This is a genomic window from Paragemmobacter kunshanensis, from assembly GCF_011059185.1.
In the GTDB taxonomy this organism is placed as follows: Bacteria; Pseudomonadota; Alphaproteobacteria; order Rhodobacterales; family Rhodobacteraceae; genus Paragemmobacter; species Paragemmobacter kunshanensis.
The window spans coordinates 1-4,966 of the sequence record NZ_JAALFE010000062.1; the positions used below are offsets into that span (position 1 = coordinate 1).

The 4,966-nt window shown below is 66.5% G+C and carries 4 protein-coding genes; all 4 read left to right on the forward strand.

Annotated elements, in window-relative coordinates; genetic code table 11:
* The first annotated feature begins 85 nt into the window (after nucleotides 1-85).
* A complete protein-coding gene (locus tag G5V65_RS21505) occupies nucleotides 86-1,495 on the forward strand; it encodes an FAD/NAD(P)-binding protein (protein WP_165054588.1) in 1,410 nt (469 codons plus the stop codon).
* Entirely contained in the window at nucleotides 1,492-2,748 is a 1,257-nt protein-coding gene (locus G5V65_RS21510; RefSeq protein WP_165054591.1) for an acyl-CoA dehydrogenase family protein, read from the forward strand. Before G5V65_RS21505 ends, G5V65_RS21510 begins: the two co-directional genes overlap by 4 nt.
* Before the next feature lie 12 nt (nucleotides 2,749-2,760).
* A complete protein-coding gene (locus G5V65_RS21515; protein ID WP_165054593.1) occupies nucleotides 2,761-3,618 on the forward strand; it encodes an oxidoreductase in 858 nt (285 codons plus the stop codon).
* The coding region (locus G5V65_RS21520; protein ID WP_165054596.1) for an LLM class flavin-dependent oxidoreductase at nucleotides 3,615-4,966 on the forward strand (1,352 nt) is incomplete at its 3' end. The genes G5V65_RS21515 and G5V65_RS21520, both read left to right, overlap by 4 nt.

A 4,966-nucleotide genomic window follows, 5' to 3' on the forward strand; every position in this document is an offset into this window, starting at 1 on the left:
CAGAAAATCCTTGTCTAGCGCTCGGATACAGGCGATCTTCACCTCAAACGACACGCCACTTGGGGAATGCAGGATGATTTCAGCCATGACTAACCAGGCGACAAGGGCCGTACTCGTGATCGGCGACGGGCTTTCCGGGGCGCTCGTGGCGGCGGCTCTGCTGCGCCAGGGCGCCGAGGTGATCCTGATCGGCGAGAATGGCCGGCCGGGGCAGGGCACCGCCTATACCGCTGGTGCAGATATCCACCAGGCCAATGGCCCGGCCTCGGCGCTCAGCGCTGACCCTGCTGACCCGGACCATTTCAGCCGCTGGCTGGAGGAGCGCTATGCCGGTGGCCCGATCCCCGGGGGCGGGCCTCAGGCGCGGGCGGCGGATGTCTTTGTGCCGCGCTGGCTTTACGGCCATTATGCCGCTTCGATCCTGGAGGCGGCAGCCCGGAATGGTGGCCTGACCTGCATCACGGCTGAGGTCACCGACCTTGCGCCGAAAGCGGGCGGGTTCAATGCCAGGCTGGCGGATGGGCGCGAGATGGCAGGCAGCCATGCCGTGCTGGCAACCGGGCTGCATTTTTCGCGCCCCGATGCAGGTCAGGCAGCGGGTAGCGCGATTGCCCCCTGGGACATCGCGCGGATGCGCGCGCTGCGGCCGGGGGCCGAAGTTGCGATCATCGGTTCGGGGCTGAGCATGGTCGATGCGGTGGCTTCGCTGGCAGAGGCGGGCCATCACGGCCATATCACGGTGTTTTCGCGCCACGGCCGCCGGCCAGAGCCGCGTCGGCTGGCGCCGGAATGGCCGGATTACCTGTCCGACCTGCCTGACCATATCACCATCCGCGCCCTTTTCGCGCTGGTGGTCCGGGAATGCCGGCTGGCGCAGGCCTCGGGGGGCGACTGGCAATCGCCGCTGGATCTGGTGCGGGCCCATATCGGGCGCTGGTGGCGGGCTTCTGACCCAGGTGAAAAACGGCGCTTTCAGCGCCATGTCCGCAGCCTGTGGGAGGTCCACCATCACCGCGCCCCGCCCATCGGATATGCCCATGTCAGTGCGGCCGCGCGTGAGGGGCGGCTGCATCAGGTCGCCTCGACCGTGCAGGGGATCAAGGAGGGCCGGGGCGTGACGATCCGCCACCGTCTGCGCGGTGGCCAGGCGGTGACGGCTTCGCGCTTCGATGCGGTGATCCTCTCTGCCGGGGTGGAATATGACTGGCGGCGGATCGAACGCCCGCTGGTTCAGAACCTGCTCGAACGCGGGCTGGTGCGACCCGGCCCCTTGTCGCTGGGGATCGACGCGGCGCCTGATGGGCGGGTGACCGACCGGGATGGGCGGTGCTCGCTTCGGCTCTTTGCCCTTGGCCCCCCTTTGCGCGGGCTGTGGTGGGAGAGCACCGCCATACCCGATATCGCAAGGCAAGCCGTGGAAATTGCAGAAATTATAGGGTCGGAACGGGATGCCGTCTCTGACCAGACGAAGGAGAAAGTGAATGAGCCAGATTGACCAGCTTTGGGGCGCCCCCCCCTGCCGCGCAGACGGATCCTGGCAGCCGGTACGAGGAGGTCGCGTCTGGTTTTCGTCCGATCCTGGCCGCGATCACCGATGCATTTGGCCGGCGCGAGCGCGAGCACAGCCTGCCGCTGGAACAGATCGCGGCGCTGAAGCAAAGCGGCTTTACCGCAACGCGGCTGCCGGTTGCAGAAGGTGGCAAGGGCCTCAGCTTTCCGGAATTCCTGAACCTGATCATAGAACTGGCCGAGGCGGATTCGAACATCGCCCAGGCGCTCCGGGTGCATTTCGGCTTTGTCGAGGATGTGCTGAACCAGCGCGACGCGGCGCGGCGCGCGCTCTGGGCCCCGCGGCTGGCGGCGGGCGATCTGGTCGGTGTCGGCTTTACCGAGATCGGCGAGGCAAAGACCGACCGTTTTTCGACCCGGCTCAGCCAGACGGCTGACGGGCTGCGGCTGACCGGCAAGAAATTCTACACCACCGGCACGCTTTACGCCGACTGGATCGACGTTTCCGCCAGCGACGATCAGGGCGAGACGGTCTTTGCCTTTGTGCCCCGCACGGCGCCGGGCGTGACCGTTCTGGATGACTGGGACGGGTTCGGCCAGCGTCTTTCGGCCTCGGGCACCAGCATTTACGAGAATGTCGAAGTCGCGCCCGGGAACCTCTGGCAAGGGGCCGAACGGCTGCGCTATTCGACCGCCTATTACCAGCTTTACCATCTCGCGACGCTGGTGGGCATCGGGCGGGCGCTGGTGCGCGATACCGTGGCCGAGCTCGGGCTGCGGCGGCGCACCTTCAGCCACGCGAATGCGGCTCTGCCCCGCCATGACGCGCAGGTTCTGGCGGTGCTGGGCAAGCTTCGCGCCCAGGTCTATGCCGCCCAGGCCATCACGCTCAAAGCGGCAGAGGCGGTCGGGCGCGCCTTCGCCACCCGGTTTGCCGGCGACGAGGCAGCAGAGGAGGCCGCCAATATCGTGGCCGAACTGGAATCGGCCCAGGCGCAATCGGTGGTGATCGATCTGATCCTGGCGGCGACGACCTCGCTTTTTGACGCGCTGTCGGCCTCGGCCACACGCAGCGGTCTGGGGCTCGACCGGCATTGGCGCAATGCCCGCACTCTCGCCTCGCATAACCCGCGTATCTACAAGGACCGGATCATTGGCGACTGGGCGGTGAACGGCACGGTGCCGCCGCCGCAATGGATCGCCGCGATACACCCGGATGCCAAACCGGCAGTGGCATAAGGGAGCAAGATCATGACATTAAGGGATAACTCTGTCTGGTTCATCACCGGTGCCTCCACCGGCTTCGGGGCGATCTTTGCCCGCCAGGCGCTGGAGGCCGGGCATCGTGTGGTCGCGACCGCGCGCGACATCCGCGCGCTGGACCCGCTGGTCGCGCGGTTTGGCAATCGCGTGCTGCCGCTTGCGCTGGATGTGACGGATGACCGCGCGCGCGAGGCGGCGATCAGCGCCGCCGAGGCACGGTTCGGGGCGATTGATATCCTCGTGAACAATGCGGGATTTGGCTATCTCGCGGCCCAGGAGGAAGGCCAGGACGCCGAAATCCGCCAGCTTTTCGAGGTGAATGTCTTTGCCCTTGCGGCGCTGACGCGGCTGGTTCTGCCGGGGCAGCGGGCGCGTGGCTATGGTCATGTCGTCAATATCAGCTCGGTCGCCGGTCTCGCGGCGAAGCCTGGCGTCGGTTATTATGCGGCGACGAAATTCGCGGTCGAAGCGCTGTCAGAGGCGCTGTCGGAAGAGGTGGCCGAGTTCGGGATCCGGGTGCTTCTGGTCGAACCGGGGCCGTTCCGCACCGATTTCGCCGGGCGTTCGATCCTTGCGGCACCGCAGATCGACGCCTATCGCGGGCGCGTCGCGCATCAGCGTCCGGCTTCGATCCGGGCCAGAGCGGGCCAGGAAGACGGAGATCCCGAACGCGCGGTGCAACTGGTGCTGGCGCAGCTCGCGCGCGATGATGCACCGCTGCGGCTGGCGCTTGGCGCCGTCGCGGTCGATCGCGCATTGGAGAAGCTGGAGCCGCTGGTGGCAGAGCTGAAGGCGCAGCGCGCCCTTTCCATCGCCGCCGACCACAAACCGGAGGGGGACGCATGAGCCGCAAGCTGCGCCTTGGTGCGTTTTTGCCCGGCGGTGGTCAGCATGTCGCGGCCTGGCGCCATCCGGATCAGCCGCTGGACGGCGCGGTCAGCCTCGCCTTTCACCAGGAGCTCGCGGCCCTGGCCGAACGCGGGCTGTTCGATGCCTATTTCCTTGCGGATACGCTTTCCGCCGAAATTGGCGGGCGAGAGGGTGGCAGTGCAAAGGCCGCCGGTTTCGAACCGCTGACCCTGTTTGCGGCGCTTTCGGTCACCACGAAACATATCGGGTTCATCGCCACCGCCTCGACCAGCTACGAGGAGCCCTATCATGTCGCGCGTCGTTTCGCTTCACTGGATATGATTTCGGGCGGGCGCGCGGCCTGGAATGTGGTGACCTCGCATGGGGACGGGCCGGCGCGGAACTTCGGTCTTGCGGCACAATATGGCCATGACGCGCGCTATGCCCGGGCGGCCGAGCATCTCGATGTGGTCAGACAGCTTTGGGACAGCTGGGATGATGATGCCTTCCTGCGGGACCGGACCACGGGGGTCTATTTCGACCCGGCAAAGGTGCGGCCGATCCGGCATGAGGGCAAATATTTCCGCGTTGAAGGCCCGCTGAATGCGCCGCGCCCGCCGCAGGGGCATCCGGTGATCGTCCAGGCTGGTCAATCCGAGACGGGCCGCGATTTTGCCGCCGCCTCCGCCGAGGTGATCTTTACCACCCAGCAGGATCTGGCTTCGGATCAGGCATTTTATGCCGATGTGAAGGGGCGGGCGGCGGCATTTGGCCGGTCGTCGGAGGAGATCCTGATCATGCCGGGCCTCGCCCCTTTTATCGGGGCGACAAAGGCCGAGGCCCAGGCGAAATATGACGCGTTGAACGCGCTGATCCTGCCGGAAGAGGGCATCGGGCTTCTGAACGCGCTGACCGGCGGCACGCTGGATCTGGCGGGCTATCCGCTGGACGGGCCGCTGCCCGAGGCGCCTGTGACCGAGGGGATGAAGAGCCGTCAGCAGCTTTTGCGCCGTATCGCGGATGAGACCGGTTTCTCGATCCGCGAGCTTTACGCCTGGGTTGCCACCGCGCGCGGCCATCTGACGCTGATCGGCACGCCGGTCGAGATCGCCGATCTGATGGAGGAATGGCTTATCGGCAAGGGCGCGGACGGGTTCAACATCCTGCCCCCCTGGCTGCCGGGCGGGCTTGAGGATTTCGTGACGCTTGTCATCCCCGAATTGCAACGGCGCGGTATCTTCCGCCGCGAATATGAGGGGCGGACCCTGCGCGAAAATCTCGGGCTGAAACGACCCGCGAACCGCTGGGCTACGGTCGGGTCAGACCCGGGTCTGGCGGCGGAATA

Excerpts from the sequence above, each read along its gene's own strand:
- G5V65_RS21505 (WP_165054588.1), top strand. The coding sequence starts at position 86 with ATGACTAACCAGGCGACAAGGGCCGTACTCGTGATCGGCGACGGGCTT.
- G5V65_RS21515 (WP_165054593.1), top strand. The coding sequence starts at position 2,761 with ATGACATTAAGGGATAACTCTGTCTGGTTCATCACCGGTGCCTCCACC.